Origin of the sequence: Shinella kummerowiae (assembly GCF_009827055.1) — a bacterium.
Taxonomy (GTDB): domain Bacteria; phylum Pseudomonadota; class Alphaproteobacteria; order Rhizobiales; family Rhizobiaceae; genus Shinella; species Shinella kummerowiae.
Genome location: NZ_WUMK01000006.1, coordinates 340,633 through 355,402 on the forward strand (window position 1 = coordinate 340,633; position 14,770 = coordinate 355,402).

17 protein-coding genes are annotated in these 14,770 nt (G+C 62.5%); 14 read left to right on the forward strand and 3 right to left on the reverse strand.

Annotated elements, in window-relative coordinates; genetic code table 11:
* The first annotated feature begins 70 nt into the window (after positions 1-70).
* The 3 genes from iolD (at position 71) to iolB (ending at position 3,830) form a co-directional block, all read left to right on the forward strand.
* Positions 71-1,921, forward strand: a complete 1,851-nt coding sequence (iolD, locus tag GR138_RS17765; RefSeq protein WP_160860585.1) for a 3D-(3,5/4)-trihydroxycyclohexane-1,2-dione acylhydrolase (decyclizing) — start codon at positions 71-73, stop codon at positions 1,919-1,921.
* A gap of 161 nt (positions 1,922-2,082) precedes the next feature.
* Complete coding sequence (gene iolE / locus GR138_RS17770; RefSeq protein WP_160860586.1) at positions 2,083-3,000, forward strand: myo-inosose-2 dehydratase; 918 nt, start codon at positions 2,083-2,085, stop codon at positions 2,998-3,000.
* Between the two features lie 35 nt (positions 3,001-3,035).
* A complete protein-coding gene (iolB, locus tag GR138_RS17775) occupies positions 3,036-3,830 on the forward strand; it encodes a 5-deoxy-glucuronate isomerase (protein WP_160860587.1) in 795 nt (264 codons plus the stop codon).
* A gap of 197 nt (positions 3,831-4,027) precedes the next feature.
* On the opposite strand, the gene GR138_RS17780 is transcribed toward iolB, so the two are convergent.
* Positions 4,028-5,056 carry an extracellular catalytic domain type 1 short-chain-length polyhydroxyalkanoate depolymerase gene (locus GR138_RS17780; protein WP_160860588.1) on the reverse strand — a complete coding sequence of 343 codons (1,029 nt, stop codon included), beginning with the start codon at positions 5,054-5,056 and terminating at the stop codon, positions 4,028-4,030.
* 227 nt (positions 5,057-5,283) lie between these two features.
* Here GR138_RS17780 and GR138_RS17785 point away from each other — a divergent pair, with 227 nt between their 5' ends.
* The 4 genes from GR138_RS17785 to GR138_RS17800 all read left to right on the forward strand — a co-directional run bounded on the left by GR138_RS17785 (position 5,284) and on the right by GR138_RS17800 (position 8,778).
* Positions 5,284-6,507, forward strand: coding sequence for an acyl-CoA dehydrogenase (locus tag GR138_RS17785; protein ID WP_160860589.1), 1,224 nt, complete (start codon positions 5,284-5,286; stop codon positions 6,505-6,507).
* 120 nt (positions 6,508-6,627) lie between these two features.
* Entirely contained in the window at positions 6,628-6,984 is a 357-nt protein-coding gene (locus GR138_RS17790; protein ID WP_160860590.1) for a hypothetical protein, read from the forward strand.
* Positions 6,985-7,110: 126 nt separating this feature from the next.
* Positions 7,111-7,539, forward strand: a complete 429-nt coding sequence (locus GR138_RS17795) for a PilZ domain-containing protein (RefSeq protein WP_202402701.1) — start codon at positions 7,111-7,113, stop codon at positions 7,537-7,539.
* Positions 7,540-7,656: 117 nt separating this feature from the next.
* Complete coding sequence (locus GR138_RS17800; protein WP_160860591.1) at positions 7,657-8,778, forward strand: pyridoxal phosphate-dependent aminotransferase; 1,122 nt, start codon at positions 7,657-7,659, stop codon at positions 8,776-8,778.
* Positions 8,779-8,861: 83 nt separating this feature from the next.
* Here the strand turns inward: GR138_RS17800 and GR138_RS17805 are convergent, their stop codons facing one another.
* Positions 8,862-9,131 carry an SEL1-like repeat protein gene (locus GR138_RS17805; RefSeq protein WP_069059359.1) on the reverse strand — a complete coding sequence of 90 codons (270 nt, stop codon included), beginning with the start codon at positions 9,129-9,131 and terminating at the stop codon, positions 8,862-8,864.
* 468 nt (positions 9,132-9,599) lie between these two features.
* On the opposite strand from GR138_RS17805, the gene GR138_RS17810 reads away from it, so the two are divergent.
* The 7 genes from GR138_RS17810 (at position 9,600) to GR138_RS17830 (ending at position 13,261) form a co-directional block, all read left to right on the forward strand.
* Positions 9,600-9,938: a DUF2147 domain-containing protein gene (locus tag GR138_RS17810; protein ID WP_160860592.1), complete on the forward strand. Its 339-nt coding sequence runs from the start codon at positions 9,600-9,602 to the stop codon at positions 9,936-9,938.
* Positions 9,939-10,134: 196 nt separating this feature from the next.
* Entirely contained in the window at positions 10,135-10,299 is a 165-nt protein-coding gene (locus tag GR138_RS30295) for a hypothetical protein (protein WP_202402718.1), read from the forward strand.
* A gap of 31 nt (positions 10,300-10,330) precedes the next feature.
* A complete protein-coding gene (locus GR138_RS30300; RefSeq protein ID WP_202402702.1) occupies positions 10,331-10,507 on the forward strand; it encodes a hypothetical protein in 177 nt (58 codons plus the stop codon).
* Between the two features lie 67 nt (positions 10,508-10,574).
* The gene (locus tag GR138_RS17815; RefSeq protein ID WP_160860593.1) at positions 10,575-10,895 is read left to right on the forward strand and encodes a YnfA family protein; all 321 of its coding nucleotides are present in this window, start codon (positions 10,575-10,577) and stop codon (positions 10,893-10,895) included.
* Between the two features lie 60 nt (positions 10,896-10,955).
* A complete protein-coding gene (locus GR138_RS17820) occupies positions 10,956-12,458 on the forward strand; it encodes an AMP nucleosidase (RefSeq protein WP_160860594.1) in 1,503 nt (500 codons plus the stop codon).
* 91 nt (positions 12,459-12,549) lie between these two features.
* Positions 12,550-12,831, forward strand: coding sequence for a ribbon-helix-helix protein, CopG family (locus GR138_RS17825; protein ID WP_160860595.1), 282 nt, complete (start codon positions 12,550-12,552; stop codon positions 12,829-12,831).
* On the forward strand, positions 12,824-13,261 hold the full coding sequence (locus tag GR138_RS17830) for a type II toxin-antitoxin system VapC family toxin (protein WP_160860596.1): 438 nt from the start codon (positions 12,824-12,826) through the stop codon (positions 13,259-13,261). The genes GR138_RS17825 and GR138_RS17830 overlap by 8 nt, the downstream gene beginning before the upstream one ends.
* Positions 13,262-13,265: 4 nt before the next feature.
* Here GR138_RS17830 and GR138_RS17835 read toward each other — a convergent pair whose 3' ends face one another.
* Positions 13,266-14,639, reverse strand: a complete 1,374-nt coding sequence (locus tag GR138_RS17835) for an aspartate aminotransferase family protein (RefSeq protein WP_160860597.1) — start codon at positions 14,637-14,639, stop codon at positions 13,266-13,268.
* Positions 14,640-14,770 lie beyond the last annotated feature (131 nt).

Sequence of the window (14,770 nt, forward strand, 5' to 3'; positions counted from 1 at the left end):
CCCAGGAAACGTGTGGGCGGTTTCCCGTCCGGGATTGCGATAGACGAGAAAGAGAATTGGGAGGATTATGATGGGCAAGACGATCCGGCTGACGATGGCACAGGCCGTCGCGCATTTCCTGAAGGCACAGATGACCGTCGTGGACGGCAAGACGGTGCCGATCTTCGCCGGTGTCTGGGGCATTTTCGGCCACGGCAACGTCGCGGGCATGGGCGAAGCGCTCTATCAGGTGCGCGAAGACCTGCCGACCCTGCGCGCGCATAACGAACAGGGCATGGCGCATGCCGCCGTCGCCTTCGCCAAGGCGAGTTTCCGTCAGCGCTTCATGGCCTGCACGACATCGATCGGCCCCGGCGCACTGAACATGATCACCGCCGCCGGCGTGGCGCATGTCAATCGCCTGCCCGTGCTGTTCCTGCCCGGCGACGTCTTCGCCAACCGTATTCCCGATCCGGTCCTCCAGCAGATCGAAAATTTCGGTGACGGCACGGTTTCGGTGAACGACGCCTTCCGCTGCGTCTCGCGCTACTTCGACCGCATCACCCGCCCCGAACAGATCATCCCGGCCCTGAAGCGCACCATGCAGGTGCTGACCGACCCGGTCGATTGCGGCCCGGTGACGCTGTCGCTCTGCCAGGACGTGCAGGCCGAAGCCTATGACTATCCGGCAAGCCTGTTCGAAGAGAAGGTGTGGACGCAGCGCCGCCCGCGCCCGGACACGGACGAGCTTGCGGCCGCCATCGCCACCCTGCGCAAGGCGGAAAAGCCGCTGATCATCGCCGGCGGCGGCGTGCTCTATTCGCAGGCGACCGCCGAGCTGAAGGCCTTCGCCGGCATGCATGGCATTCCGGTCGCCGTCACCCAGGCCGGCAAGTCGGCGTTGCCGGACGACCATCCGCTTTGCATGGGTTCGGTCGGCGTTACCGGCACGTCCGCCGCCAATGCCTTTGCCGAAGAGGCAGACGTCATCCTCGCCGTCGGCACGCGCATGCAGGATTTCACCACCGGCTCCTGGGCGCTGTTCAAGAATGACGGCGTGAAAATGATCGGCCTGAACACGGTCGCCTTCGACGCGGCCAAGCGTGACAGCCAGCCGCTCGTCGCCGATGCACGCGAGGGCTTGAAACTGCTCTCCGAAGCACTCGGCGGCTGGAAGGCGCCCGCGTCGTTTACGCAATCCGCCAAGCCCCGCAAGGAAACATGGATGGCCGCCGCAGACCGCGCGACGGCGCCGACCAATGCGGACCTGCCCTCCGACGCGCAGGTCATCGGCGCGGTGCAGCGCACGATCGGCGGCGAAAATTCGGTGATGGTCTGCGCGGCGGGCGGCCTGCCGGGTGAGCTGCACAAGCTGTGGCAGGCCCAGAAGCCTGGCGGCTACCATATGGAATACGGCTTTTCCTGCATGGGCTACGAAATCGCCGGCGGGCTTGGCGTCAAGCTGGCGCGGCCCGAGGCGGACGTCGTCGTCATGGTCGGTGACGGTTCCTACATGATGATGAACTCCGAGCTGTCGACCTCGATCATGCTCGGCCAGAAGCTGACGATCGTCGTGCTCGACAACCGCGGCTACGGCTGCATCAACCGTCTGCAGATGGGCACCGGTGGCGCCAACTTCAACAATCTCTTGAAGGACTCGATGATCGAGATGATGCCGGACATCGACTTCCGGGCGCATGCCGAAAGCATGGGCGCGGTCGCCGTGAAGGTCTCGTCGATTGCCGATCTCGAAACCGCCATCCAGCAGAGCAAGGGCAACGACCGCACCTCGGTGATCGTCATCGACACCGACCCGCTGATCACCACCAAGGAAGGTGGCCATTGGTGGGATGTGGCAGTGCCAGAAGTGAGCCCGCGCAAAGAGGTCAACGCGGCGCGCGAGGCCTATGTGAAGGCGCGCGCCGCGCAGACCATCGGATAAGACCACCCTCCCCGTCATCCTCGGGCTTGACCCGAGGATCCACCAACACGGCACGCCGGAGAAGGTGGCATAGATCCTCGGGTCAAGCCCGAGGATGACGGAAGAGAGGGAGCGAGAAACAATGACAAGGGAGGCCGTTGCTTCCCGCCAAGGAGACTGAAATGAAAGCCAAACTCGGCATGTCGCCCATCGCCTGGTGGAACGACGACCTTCCGGAACTCAGCGACGACGTATCGCTCGAAGAGTGCCTGCGCCAGTCGCGCAGCGCGGGCTTCACCGGCATGGAACAGGGTCGCCGCTTCCCGAGCAACCCGCAAGAAATGCTGCCGATCCTGCGCGCCGCTGACGTGACGCTATGCGGCGGCTGGTTCTCCGGCACGCTGGTCGATGAGGAGCTTGCGGCCAACAAGGACCGCATCCTGCCGATGATCGAGCTGTTCAAGGCGGTCAACGCGCCCTGCATCGTCTATGGCGAAGTCGGCCGCTCCATCCAGGGCGACCGCTCCAAGCCACTCGCCACCAAGCCGCGCCTGTCGGACGATGAGATGAAGGCCTATGGCCGAAAGCTGACGCAGTTCGGCGAATGGTGCGCCGAGCAGGGCATGCCGCTCTCCTACCACCACCACATGGCAGCCGTCGTCGAGACCGAACCGGAACTTGACGCCTTCATGAAGAATTCCGGCGAAGGCATTCCGCTGCTGCTCGACGCCGGACATCTCGCCTTTGCCGGCGGTGACGTGCTGCGCGCCATCGACAATCACCACGCCCGCATCAACCACGTCCACGTCAAGGATATCCGCCAGGCGGTGGTCGACGGGCTCGATCGCAGCAAACAGTCGTTCCTCGATGCGGTGGCGCTCGGCGCCTTCACCGTGCCGGGCGACGGCTCGCTCGATTTCGGCGCCATCGTCAAGCGCTTCGCGGATTATGGTTATGAAGGCTGGTTCGTCGTCGAGGCCGAACAGGACCCGCGCAAGGCCCCGCCGCAGAAGATGGCCGAGGTGGGCTATGCGGAACTGATGCGCGTCATGACCGCCGCGGGTTATACCGTGGAGACGGAAGGCTTTCCGAAAGGATAAGCCTCAACCGCACGCCGAAGGAAAGGACCAAGCCCATGCCGAACCTGCTCGTCAAACCCGAAGGAACCCACGGCCGCGTCAGCCACGTCACGCCGGAAAGCGCCGGCTGGACCTATGTGGGGTTCGACATGCACCGCATGAAGCCGGGCGAAATTCTCGCGGCCGAAACGGGAAGCCGCGAGGTCTGCCTCGTCTGGATTTCCGGCAAGGGCAAGGCGACGGCGGCGGGCCAGGATTTCGGCGTGCTCGGCGAACGCATGAGCCCGTTCGAGGGCGCGCCGCATGCACTTTATATACCGGCCGATTCCAACTGGTCGGTGACGGCGGAGACCGATCTGGAAATCGCCGTCTGCTCGGCACCGGGCGGCGGTGACTACCAAGCCAAGGCCATTCCGCCGGGCACGCATCCCAAGCTTTCGCGCGGCAAGGGCTCGAACGTTCGCCATGTGCACAATATCATGCCGGAAAACGATAATTCGGCCCATTCGCTACTCGTCGTGGAGGTCATCACGCCGAGCGGCAACACCTCGTCCTACCCCTCGCACAAACACGACCAGGACGATCTGCCGAACGAAAGTTTTCTCGAGGAAACCTACTATCACCGCCTCAACCCTCCACAGGGGTTCGCCTTCCAGCGGGTCTATACCGACGACCGCTCGCTCGACGAGGCGATGGCCGTGGAGAATGGCGACGTGACGCTGGTGCCGAAGGGGTATCACCCTTGCGCCACCATTCATGGCTATGACCTGTATTACTTGAACGTCATGGCCGGGCCGAAGCGGGTGTGGAAATTCCACAATGCCAAGGAACATGAGTGGCTTTTGGTGTGAGCGTGTATGCCATTCGGCAAGCCATCGGTTTGATCGGAGACAGGCACAACGTCCTCCATCGTTATGCTCGGGTTTGACCCGACCATGACGGAGGAGAGGTTTGCGACCCACCTCTCGCGCTCACGTGCTCTATTGAATGCATGCGATAGGGAGCTACACGCCCACGGGCGTTTTACGAAGCATCGCGGAAGACGGGCCTACCGCTTCCACTTCCTTGTCAGCCCCCATTCCTTGGCGATTTCCAGCGTCGAGGAGAAACCGGCCTCCAGCATGAATGGCTCGGCGGAGGTGGCATAACCGCCGCCTTCGCCGCGCAGAACCGGCGTGCCATGGCCCATGCCGTCGACCGCGTGCAGGGTGACGCGTGCCTCACCCTCCTTGTCCGGCCAGATGCGCGTGCGCCGGCCCTTCATGCGTTTGTCCACGAAGGCCTCTTTCGGCAATCGATAGAGGTCCCGCCACTGCTCGGCGAGGGCCGTACCATTGGAGAGCGAAACGGTTTCATCCGCCGTGCCGTGCCAGATCGAGATCGCCGGTTTGCGCGCGATGCGTGGGGACACGGCGCGCACGAGGTCGCTCCATTCCCGGGCGGTGCGCTCCGGCGCCGCGGCCATGGCATCGAAGGCGCGGCTGGCGTCGCGTGCGGCACCGAACGGCAGGCCGGCGATGATGGCGCCGCCGGCGAAAAGCTCAAGGTAGTTGGCGAGCATCGCAGCCGTCATCGCCCCGCCGGCAGAAAGGCCGGTGATGAAGATACGCTGCGGATCGCTCGCAGCCCTTTCGGCGGCATGCGCCACCATCTGGCGGATCGACATCAGTTCGCCGCGGTCGCGCGTCACCTCGCTCGGCCGAAACCAGGTGAAACAGAGGCGCGGATTGTTCGCCTCGCGTTGCTGGGCATAGACGACGGCGAAGCCGCGCTCTTCGGCAAGCGAGGCCCAGCCGGCGGCGCGGTCGTAGCTTTCTGCACTCTGCTGGCAGCCGTGCAGCACCAGAACCAGCGGGCGCCCGGCGGGCAAGCCTTCGGGCGTATGCTCGAACATGCGCAAGCCGCCCGGATTGCTGCCGAAGCCGACGACTTCGTGCAGCGGTGAACCACCCGGGAGCCGTCGCCGCACGGCGGGCGCCTTGCGCTCGGGATCACGGGAAAACGGCCAGAAGAGGTCGCCCAGGGGCGCATCGGTCGGCAGAAGCCGCTCGACCGATCGCTTGAAACGGTCGCGCATGCTTGGCCTCCGTGTGGGGAAATTGCTCATTGTCAGGTTACTTGCTCAAACGGAGCGGCAGGATCAAGGCAGAAACGAGGAAATCGGCCAAAAGCTCATTCTCCAGGCTCATGAGGGCATTCATAAATAGCCAAAGTGTCGACCCGCCCTTTTCGTTCCCGCTCTTTCGAAGACGGAGCGGCTGATGTAGCACTTCTGCAACGACAAAACGCGACAGGAGGGAATCCATGAGCGAGCACCACAGCGCCACCCCGGAACAGGCCCGCGCCAAGATGGCGCCTTTCGACTGGGCCGACCCCTTCCTCTTGGAAGACCAGTTGACCGACGAAGAGCGCATGATCCGCGATACGGCCCGCGCCTATTGCCAGGACAAGCTCGCCTCGCGCGTCACCGAAGCGAACCGCCACGAGATCTTCCACCGCGAGATCATGAGCGAGATGGGCGAACTCGGCCTGCTCGGCCCGACCGTGCCGGAAGAATATGGTGGCGTCGGCGCTAACTACGTGTCCTACGGCCTCGTTGCCCGCGAAGTCGAGCGCGTCGATTCCGGCTACCGCTCGGCGATGTCCGTGCAGTCCTCGCTCGTCATGCACCCGATCTTCGCCTACGGCACGGAAGAGACGCGCAAGAAGTATCTGCCCAAGCTCGCTTCCGGCGAGTGGGTCGGCTGCTTCGGCCTGACCGAGCCGGATCATGGCTCGGACCCCTCCTCCATGATCACCCGCGCCAAGAAGGTCGACGGCGGTTACCTGATCTCCGGCGCCAAGAACTGGATCACCAATTCGCCGATCGCCGATGTCGCCGTCGTCTGGGCGAAATCCGACGCGCATGACAACAAGATCAAGGGTTTTGTGCTCGAACGCGGCATGAAGGGTTTCGAGACGCCGAAGATCGAGGGCAAGTTCTCGCTGCGCGCCTCCGTCACCGGCATGATCATGATGCAGGACGTCTTCGTCGCCGATGAAAACCTGCTGCCGGAAGTGGCTGGCCTTGCCGGCCCGTTCGGCTGCCTCAACCGCGCCCGCTACGGCATCGCCTGGGGCGCCATGGGGGCTGCCGAATTCTGCTGGCACGCCGCCCGCCAGTACACGCTCGACCGCAAGCAGTTCGGCAGGCCGCTCGCCGCTACCCAGCTCATCCAGAAGAAACTCGCCGACATGGAGACCGAGATTTCGCTCGGCCTGCAGGGCGCGCTGCGCCTCGGCCGCCTGTTCGACGAACACCGCGCGCCGGCCGAACTGATCTCGCTGATGAAACGCAACAATTGCGGCAAGGCGCTCGACATTGCCCGCGTCTCCCGTGACATGCACGGCGGCAACGGCGTTTCCGACGAATACGGCGTCATCCGCCACGTCATGAACCTCGAAGCGGTCAACACCTACGAGGGCACGCATGACATCCATGCGCTGATCCTCGGCCGCGCGCAGACCGGCCTCCAGGCCTTCCAGTAAGCCAAAGTTGCCATTGCGCAATGCCCGCGGCCGCTCGCTCAAATGCGAGCGGCCGTTTTCATGTTTTATCCATCCCGTTTCGATACAGTCCAAACCCGGCAACAGAAGCGGGAGGGCACCATGCCCCTCGACCAGATCCACGAACAGCTTCACCTGCGCCACCCCAAGCGCAGCTTCGTCCAATATCGCCTCGACAAGCCCGGTTTCATCACACCGATCGGCCACCATCTCAGCACGGCGATGCGCTATACCTGCCTGATCCGCAGCATTTCCTGCGCCGGCGCGATGCTATCGATCAACAAGACGCTGACACTGCCGGAAAATTTCTACCTGGAGATCCACGGCATCCGCGACGAGATCCCCTGCACGGAGTTCAAGCGCGACGGCGATGAACTGGCAGTGCGCTTCAACATGTTCCTCGACACGGATTTTCTCAACCATGTGCTCGGCCGCGAAACCGAAACGCACGGTGCCTGAGCGGCCAGCCTGCCGAAAAACACGGCAATTAAATTTTTAAGTATTTGTTTCAATGAAACAAAATACTCACCTGCAACACTCCCCCTATCTCTACTGGACATGACGTCCCCATCGGGAGAATGGGCAATGGCTATTGGTGCAGATCCGCGTTCCAGCGGCGGACTTTACGAACGCAAGTGGGAGCGCTTTGCCGTCAACCGGCAAGGCATGCTGATGAGCGTCGGCTTCGACCTGGCGGCACCCAAGATGCGCAGCTGCAAGCTGGTCGACATCTCGGTCGGCGGCGCAAGCTTCACGGTCACCACGACGATCGGCCTCCCGTTCCACTATTACCTTTCCATCGTCGGGGTCACCTCGCGCATCGGCTGTGCGGAAGTCTACCGCAACGACAACCGCATCGGCGTGCAGTTCATCAAGGAAATCGACGAGGAACTGCTGCACACGATCGTGCGCTCCGAATACTTTACCGGCGGCGTCGCCGCCAAGCCGAAGAAGGAAGAGCGGCGCTACATGGTCGGCGTGGAAAAAGGCGGCCGCAACTTCGCCACCACCTGAGCATTTCGCCTTTGCGCTTTCTTGGCTTAGGGTGCCCGCGGAAGACTGATTCCGGCGGGCGCCTTGTGCGTTCGACGGTCGGCTTCCTGGCTGTTTCATCGATCTTCAGGCGCTTTCATGTCCGCATTCTCCCGCTTCACCGCCCTCGCCCAGACCCTGCCCGCCACCGTTCCCTTCGTCGGGCCGGAAGCCATAGAGCGTAACCGCGGGCTTGCCGTAAAGGCCCGCATCGGCGCAAACGAGAGCGGCTTCGGCCCTGCTCCGTCCGTCCTGGAGGCGATGCGTGAGGCAGCCGCGACGACCTGGATGTACAGTGATCCGGAGAATTTCGAACTGCGCGAAGCGCTCGCCCTGCATCATGGCGTCTCACGCGACAATATCGCGATCGGCGGCGGGATCGACGGGCTGCTTGGCGAGATCGCACGTTTGATCATCGAGCCCGGCACGCCGGTCGTGACCTCGCTCGGCGGTTACCCCACCTTCAATTATCATGTGAATGGTTTTGACGGACGGCTCGTTCCCGTGCCCTATGCCGGCGACAGGGAACATCTGGACGGGCTGCTCGACGCCGTGCGCCGGGAAAATGCGCCACTCGTCTATTTCGCCAACCCGGACAATCCGATGGGGAGCTGGTGGGACGCCGAGAGCGTCGTGGCCTTCGCGCGAGCGCTACCGGAATCGACGCTGCTCATTCTCGACGAAGCCTATGGGGAAACCGCACCCGCCGGCACGATCCCGTCGATCGATGCGCTGATCGGCCAGCCGAACATCCTGCGCATGCGCACCTTCTCGAAAGCCTACGGCCTTGCCGGCGCGCGGATCGGCTATGCGATCGGCACGCTCGGCAATGCGCAGGCCTTCGACAAGATCCGAAATCATTTCGGCATGGCCCGGGTTTCGGTTCAGGCAGCACTCGCCGCGCTGAAGGATCAGGCCTATCTTTCGGACGTCATCGCCCGCATCGGCGCATCGCGGGAGCGCATCTCCCGGCTCGCGCATGCCAACGGCCTCAATCCCCTCGCCTCCGCCACCAATTTCGTCACCATCGATTGCGGCCGGGACGGCACCCACGCCAAGGCCATTGTCGACGGATTGATGGAACATGGCGTCTTCATCCGCATGCCGGGTATCGCCCCCCTCAACCGATGCGTCCGCATCAGCGTCGGGCCGGATAACGATATGGCGTTGCTCGAGGAAGCGTTGCCGCAGGTCTTGAAGGCAGTAGGCGGTAGGCAGTAGGCTTTACAACGGCGGCTTGGTTTTCAGGTTTTTATTTGCCGCCACCGCCCTACTGCCTATTGCCCAATTCCTACTGGCTTACCTCAATGAACCGTCATCCACTCGCGGGCGGCGCGCAGCGCCAAGGCGAGGTCGGTCTTGGTCATCGTCGCCGCAAGGTCGGCGCGCAGTTCTGCGGCGCGATCACAACCCTTGATGGCAGCGATGTTGAGCCATTTGTGGGCCTGTACCACGTCGATGTCGCAGCCTCTGCCCGTGGCATACATCAAGCCCATGTCGCAGAAGGTTTCAGCGCGGTTCTCGCCGCCCGTCATGGCGGCTGTTTCGGTATTCTGAAAATCAAAGCGTGCCATTGCGTTTAGTCCCTGTCTGACTTGGTTTACTGCGTTAGTGTCCTGTTTTACCTGCCCTTTCGGGCCTCTCTCGGCGCCTGCCGTCTTCTGCGGCATGGTCTTCCGTGAGAGTTTTGCCGGCCGGTTTTTCCGTGCTCGTCTTATGGCTCCACTATGCCGCGGGCCTTTCAAAATGCGCTTAAAATGCATGCTTAATTGGAGGCAAACAAAATCCAAACGCTTGGTAAAATTGGATTTTCGTTAAACATCGGACCCGCTGGAAACGAGCGGATTTGCTTCAAAATTTACGAATTATTCAACCGGCGATTTCAACCTTTCGGTAACCACGCAAAACGGTCGGTTCTTTTGACCGGGCGGTTTTGCAGGCCGGCGGGCCGCAAAAAATGCCTGCGAACCGCGCCTGCAACCATATTTACCTTTACGTCCGCGTAAGATATTCTGCGTCTCTCATTCTGGAGGAGGAAGAGAATGAAACTGAGGACATGGATTGCCGCCGCCCTTTTCGTCGTGCCGGGCGTTGCGCTTGCGGCCGAGCCGATCGAAGGCAACTGGAAGACCGCCAGCGGCGCCACCGCCGTGATCGCCAAATGCGGCGGCAGCTTCTGCATCACGCTGAAGACGGGCAAACATGCCGGCAAGAGCATCGGCAAGCTGAGCGGCTCGGGTTCGGACTATTCGGGCTCGATCACCGATCCGGAGACCGACAAGACTTATAGCGGCTCGGGCTCGGTCAGCGGAAAATCGCTGAAGATGAAGGGCTGCGTGCTCGCGGTGCTCTGCAAATCGCAGACCTGGTCGCGGCTCTGAGCGCAGACGCGCCCGAAGGCTTCACCGTTTGTCACATTCCAAGCCGGCGCCGTGCGCCGGCTTTTTCGTTTCAAGCTGAGGGCAAAAAACCGAATCACACCATTCCTGAACGGGAGATGAACTGCCCTCTCAGGGAGCGTTCAGTCCCGCGATGCGACAAGGGGGACATTGAAACGTTTGAATGAGGGACAACACCATGGACATCCTCGCACGCCGCCTCACGATCATCACCCTGCTGATGGCCATTTTCGCGATCATGCTGGCTGCCGCCGTCGAGACGGACTACCGCCGCAGCACGCACAACACCAACGGCAAGCTGGTGGCCTGCTCGACCCCCGACATGTGCCGCGCCTCGCTCTGACATCGCCCTCACGACACCTGGAAAAACCACGATGACCGCCGCCCTCCTCCACACCTCTGCCACAGCGCTGCGCATCCTCGCCCTCTCGGCTATGATGATCGCTCCGGTCGGGGCGCTTGCCTGGAGCAATGCGGGCGGTCTCGGCATCGGCAAGCAGGGGGCCGGCCTCGTGCTCTTCGTCACCCTCCAGCGCCAGTCGATGAGCTAGTCCAGGCTTTCCTCGCCAAGAATCCGTGCTACATCGGGCAGGCTTTCGCCAATGCCCGGAGCACCGGATGAAATCCCTTCTTGTCTTTTCCGCCGCAGCACTCGCCGAAATCGCCGGCTGCTTTGCCTTCTGGGCCTGGTGGCGGCTCGATAAATCCATCCTCTGGCTTTTTCCCGGCATGGCCGCGCTCGCCTTGTTCGGCTGGCTGCTCACCCAGGTGGACAGCGCCTTTGCCGGCCGCGCCTATGCCGCCTATGGCGGGGTCTATATTGCTGCGTCCCTGCTCTGGTTATGGTTGGCCGAAGGCATGCGGCCGGACCGGTTCGACATGGTCGGCGCGGGCTTTGCGCTTGTCGGCGCCGGCATCATTCTCGCGGCCCCGCGATAGGCCTTGTGGACGCGCCGAGGTTGTCGTTTGCTTGTAAAAAACAACACACTATAATCAATCATGAGCAAACGAATCTTCTCTCACAAGCCGCTTTCCTTCGCCACGCCGGCCCCCTACGAGCCGCAATCCTTCGATGATCCGGTGGCGGCGGTCGATGCGCTGCAAGCGCTTTATGAGCGCAACACGACCTTCCTGACCGACGCTTTCGTGGCGCTCGGCAAGGCCGGTTCACCCGACAAGCGGTTCCGCGCCTGCTACCCGCAGGTCTCGATCGAGACGACCAGCTTCGGCCATGTCGATTCCCGCCTGTCCTATGGTTATGTCGCCTCGCCCGGCGTCTATACGACGACGATCACCCGGCCAAAACTTTTCCGGCATTATCTCAAGGAACAGCTCGGCCTTCTGATGCGCAACCACGGCATCCGCGTCGTCGTGTCGGAATCGACGACGCCGATCCCGCTGCACTTCGCCTTTGGGGAAGGCGCCTATGTCGAGGCGGAGATAGCCGAGGGCATCGAACTGCCATTGCGCGATCTTTTCGATGCACCGGACCTGACGACCACCGACGACGAAATCGCCAATGGCGCCTACGAGCCCGGCCCCGGCGAGCCCTCGCCGCTCGGCCCGTTCACCGCGCAGCGCATCGATTATTCGCTCGCCCGCCTCAGCCACTACACCGCGACGAGCGCCAATCATTTCCAGAATTTCGTGCTCTTCACGAACTACCAGTTCTATGTCGACGAATTCTGCGCCTGGGCACGCCAGCAGATGGCCGAGGGCGGCAACGGCTACACGGCCTTCGTCGAGCCCGGCAACATCGTGACGCCCGCCGGCGCCGACAAGCCGGAAACCGACCTGACGCTCGCCCGTCTGCCGCAGATGCCGGCCTATCACATCAAGAAGAAGGGTCATGGCGGCATCACGCTGGTCAATATCGGCGTCGGCCCCTCCAATGCCAAGACGATCACCGACCATATCGCCGTGCTGCGCCCACATGCCTGGCTGATGCTCGGCCATTGTGCCGGCCTGCGCAACAGCCAGACTCTCGGCGACTATGTGCTGGCGCATGCCTATGTGCGCGAGGACCACGTGCTCGACGACGACCTGCCCGTCTGGGTCCCAATCCCCGCGTTGGCCGAAGTGCAGGTGGCGCTGGAAAGCGCCGTGGAAGAGGTTACCGGTCTCGAAGGCTACGACCTCAAGCGCATCATGCGCACCGGCACCGTCGCCACCATCGACAACCGCAACTGGGAACTGCGCGACCAGCGCGGTCCGGTCAAGCGTCTCTCCCAGTCCCGCGCCATCGCGCTCGACATGGAATCCGCCACCATCGCCGCCAACGGCTTCCGCTTCCGCGTGCCCTACGGCACGCTGCTCTGCGTCTCCGACAAGCCGCTGCATGGCGAGTTGAAGCTGCCCGGCATGGCAACCGCCTTCTACCGCACACAGGTCAACCAGCACCTGCGCATCGGCATCCGAGCGCTGGAAAAGCTCGCCGGCATGCCGACGGAGAAGCTGCATTCGCGCAAGCTGAGAAGCTTTTTCGAGACGGCGTTTCAATAGCGCTGATGACGGCGAAGGGGTAGGAGCGCCCGTGCGATTGAAATTTCGCACGGCATCGACTACATTTGACTACCAGAATTTGGTGATAGCGATGACCACCACAACCCATCCCACGTCCGTAAGACTGTCGAAGGAAACGCTCGCGCTGCTGGATCGACGCGCGCGGGAGACAAAGCGTTCCCGGTCCTTTCTCGTCGAGCAAGCCGTGCGAAGGCATCTTGCGGCTGTAGCGGATCCTGCCGATAGCGCTGAAACGGCGAGAAGGATCGAGCATCTCCGCACGTTCAAGGGCGCCGGGACGAAAACACACGGGCCACTTTCCCCGGATCAGATAAGCGAACTTCATCGCGACTTCTCCGGCGACGATGAATAACAGCCGGCTCGACGAGACGACCCGGCTCTATCTCGATTCCAATATCATCATTTATTACGTCCAGGGCGACGCCGACCGGCAGAGGCAGGTCGACGCTTTGTTGACGGAAGCCCTCTCCCGCGACATCGAGCTCATCGCCAACGAGATCGTTGTTTGCGAATGCCTCTACGGTGCATATCGTCTTGGTCAACCGACTGTGGAAGCCGCCTACAGGTCTCTGTTCTTCGACTCCGGGCTGATAACGGTTGTTCCAGCAGACTTTCGCCTGCTGGATGCCGCGGCGCGCATTGGCGCCGCAAAGGGCCTCAAGCTGCTCGATGCCAGCCACTATTGTTCGGCTATCGATTTTGGTTGCGAGTGCCTCGTGACAAACGACATGAAGTTCGTTTCCGACGAGGCCCTGCGCATCATTCAGCTCAGCGACTGGTAACAGCTCAGGCCGTCATCACCTTCCACGCATGTTCCAGCCCCTTGCGCGTGATGTCGATCATCTGGTCGACTTCGGCGTGGGTGATGACGAGCGGCGGGGAGAAGAGCATGCGGTCGCCGGTGGCGCGCAGCACCAGGCCGTTTTCCAGGCAATGGTTGCGCACGGTGACGCCGACCTTTTCCTTGTCCTCGAAGCGCTTGCGCGTGGCCTTGTCCTCGGCGAGCTGGACCGCGGCCATCAGGCCGACCTGCTGGACCTGGCCGACGATCGGCAGGTCTTCCAGCGACTTGAGACCGGCGGCGAGATAGGGACCGATATCGTCGTGCACGCGCTCGACAAGCTTTTCGTCCTCGATGATGCGCAGGTTTTCCAGCGCTGCGGCGGCGCAGACCGGGTGGCCGGAATAGGTGAAGCCGTGGTTGAAATCACCGACTTCCTCGACCAGTACATTGCCGACGCGGTCGGAGACCATGACGCCGCCGATCGGCAGGTAGCCGGAGGACAGGCCCTTGGCGATCGGCGCCAGATCGGGTTCCACGCCAAAATGCTGGTGGCCGAACCAGTGGCCGGTGCGGCCGAAACCGCAGATCACTTCGTCGGCGACGAGCAGGATGTTGCGCGCCTTGCAGATGCGGGCGATTTCCGGCCAGTAGGTGGCCGGCGGCACGATGACGCCGCCCGCCCCCTGGATCGGCTCGGCGATGAAGGCGGCGACATTGTCCTCGCCGAGTTCATCGATCTTCTCTTCGAGCTGGCGGGCCATCTTCAGGCCGAACTCGTCCGACGTCAGGTCGCCGCCTTCGGCATACCAGAAGGGCTGGTCGATATGGTGAATGCCGGCGATCGGCAGGTCGCCCTGCTCGTGCATCCACTTCATGCCGCCGAGCGAGGCGCCGGCGACGGTGGAGCCGTGATAGCCGTTCTTACGGGCGATGATCGCCTTCTTGGTGGGCTTGCCTATGGCGCCCCAATAGACGCGAGCCATGCGGAACCAGGTGTCGTTTGCCTCCGAGCCGGAGCCGGTGAAGAACACGCGGTTGATGTTCGGGCCGGCATGGGAGGTGATCTTCTGGGCGAGCAGCACGGCCGGCGGCGTCGTCGTGCCGAAGAACGTGTTGTAGTAGGGCAGCTCGTTCATCTGGCGCACGACGGCGTCGGTGATCTCCTTGCGGCCATAGCCGACATTGACGCACCACAGGCCGGCAAAGCCGTCGAGATAACGCTTGCCGTGGTTGTCGAAGATGTAGCAGCCCTCGCCGCGTTCGATGATCCGGGTGCCGGTCGCGTTCAGCTTCTTCATGTCCGAAAACGGGTGAAGATGGTGGGCGGCATCGAGGGCACCAAGGTTCGAAACGGCTGCTGCATTTGTCTTCGACATTTGAATACATCCTTAGGGGTAGGTCCCGCCTTATTGAACGCCGGGACAGAATGGGTTAGGAAAATGCCCATACAACAGGCATTTGGCAAGAGATCGAGTGAAACCAAATTTCTTGTCCATGCCTCCCGCCA

What these genes read in the sequence shown, in the direction of transcription:
- GR138_RS17830 (WP_160860596.1), top strand. Translation starts at nt 12,824, where the DNA reads ATGAATAACAGCCGGCTCGACGAGACGACCCGGCTCTATCTCGATTCC.
- GR138_RS17835 (WP_160860597.1), bottom strand. Translation starts at nt 14,639, where the DNA reads ATGTCGAAGACAAATGCAGCAGCCGTTTCGAACCTTGGTGCCCTCGAT.
- GR138_RS17815 (WP_160860593.1), top strand. Translation starts at nt 10,575, where the DNA reads ATGAAATCCCTTCTTGTCTTTTCCGCCGCAGCACTCGCCGAAATCGCC.
- GR138_RS30295 (WP_202402718.1), top strand. Translation starts at nt 10,135, where the DNA reads ATGGACATCCTCGCACGCCGCCTCACGATCATCACCCTGCTGATGGCC.
- GR138_RS17800 (WP_160860591.1), top strand. Translation starts at nt 7,657, where the DNA reads ATGTCCGCATTCTCCCGCTTCACCGCCCTCGCCCAGACCCTGCCCGCC.
- iolE (WP_160860586.1), top strand. Translation starts at nt 2,083, where the DNA reads ATGAAAGCCAAACTCGGCATGTCGCCCATCGCCTGGTGGAACGACGAC.
- GR138_RS17790 (WP_160860590.1), top strand. Translation starts at nt 6,628, where the DNA reads ATGCCCCTCGACCAGATCCACGAACAGCTTCACCTGCGCCACCCCAAG.
- GR138_RS17795 (WP_202402701.1), top strand. Translation starts at nt 7,111, where the DNA reads ATGGCTATTGGTGCAGATCCGCGTTCCAGCGGCGGACTTTACGAACGC.
- GR138_RS17805 (WP_069059359.1), bottom strand. Translation starts at nt 9,131, where the DNA reads ATGGCACGCTTTGATTTTCAGAATACCGAAACAGCCGCCATGACGGGC.
- GR138_RS17810 (WP_160860592.1), top strand. Translation starts at nt 9,600, where the DNA reads ATGAAACTGAGGACATGGATTGCCGCCGCCCTTTTCGTCGTGCCGGGC.
- GR138_RS17780 (WP_160860588.1), bottom strand. Translation starts at nt 5,056, where the DNA reads ATGCGCGACCGTTTCAAGCGATCGGTCGAGCGGCTTCTGCCGACCGAT.
- GR138_RS17825 (WP_160860595.1), top strand. Translation starts at nt 12,550, where the DNA reads ATGACCACCACAACCCATCCCACGTCCGTAAGACTGTCGAAGGAAACG.
- GR138_RS30300 (WP_202402702.1), top strand. Translation starts at nt 10,331, where the DNA reads ATGACCGCCGCCCTCCTCCACACCTCTGCCACAGCGCTGCGCATCCTC.
- GR138_RS17820 (WP_160860594.1), top strand. Translation starts at nt 10,956, where the DNA reads ATGAGCAAACGAATCTTCTCTCACAAGCCGCTTTCCTTCGCCACGCCG.
- iolB (WP_160860587.1), top strand. Translation starts at nt 3,036, where the DNA reads ATGCCGAACCTGCTCGTCAAACCCGAAGGAACCCACGGCCGCGTCAGC.
- GR138_RS17785 (WP_160860589.1), top strand. Translation starts at nt 5,284, where the DNA reads ATGAGCGAGCACCACAGCGCCACCCCGGAACAGGCCCGCGCCAAGATG.
- iolD (WP_160860585.1), top strand. Translation starts at nt 71, where the DNA reads ATGGGCAAGACGATCCGGCTGACGATGGCACAGGCCGTCGCGCATTTC.